Annotated in this window: 1 pseudogene; it reads left to right on the top strand. The window is 68.1% G+C overall.

What is annotated here, in order from left to right:
* Positions 1-429 (top strand): annotated as a pseudogene (locus RB628_RS42925) (IS1182 family transposase); the annotation flags it as partial.

Below are 429 nucleotides of genomic sequence, written 5' to 3'. Positions count from 1 at the left end.
CCTTCTGGAACGGGTTCAAGCTGCACGTGAGCGAGAGCTGCACGGACGCGCCCGAGAAGGAGCGCACCGCCCCGAACCTGATCACGAACGTGGCCACCACCGCCTCCACGATCCCCGACACCAAGGCCCTTGACGGCATCCACCAGCAGTTGCGGCGCCGCGGCCTGCTCCCGGGCGAGCACTACCTCGACTCCGGCTACCCCAGCGCCGACCTGATCGTGAAGTCCCGCCACACCTACGGCATCGCGCTGATCACCCCGGTCCTGCTCGACACCTCCCGCCAGGCCCGCGAGAACGCGGGCTTCGGGGCCGACGCGTTCACCATCGACTGGAAGTACCAGCAGGTCACCTGCCCCCAGGGCCGGGTCAGTTCCTCCTGGAGCCCGTGCACCCAGCACGGCTATCCGATGATCGTGGTCGCTTTCACCA

It is taken from the genome of Streptomyces sp. ADMS, assembly GCF_033441795.1.
Taxonomy (GTDB): domain Bacteria; phylum Actinomycetota; class Actinomycetes; order Streptomycetales; family Streptomycetaceae; genus Streptomyces.
Note: the sequence above shows the minus strand (reverse complement) of the source record. Positions and strands in the feature narration are given on the sequence as shown.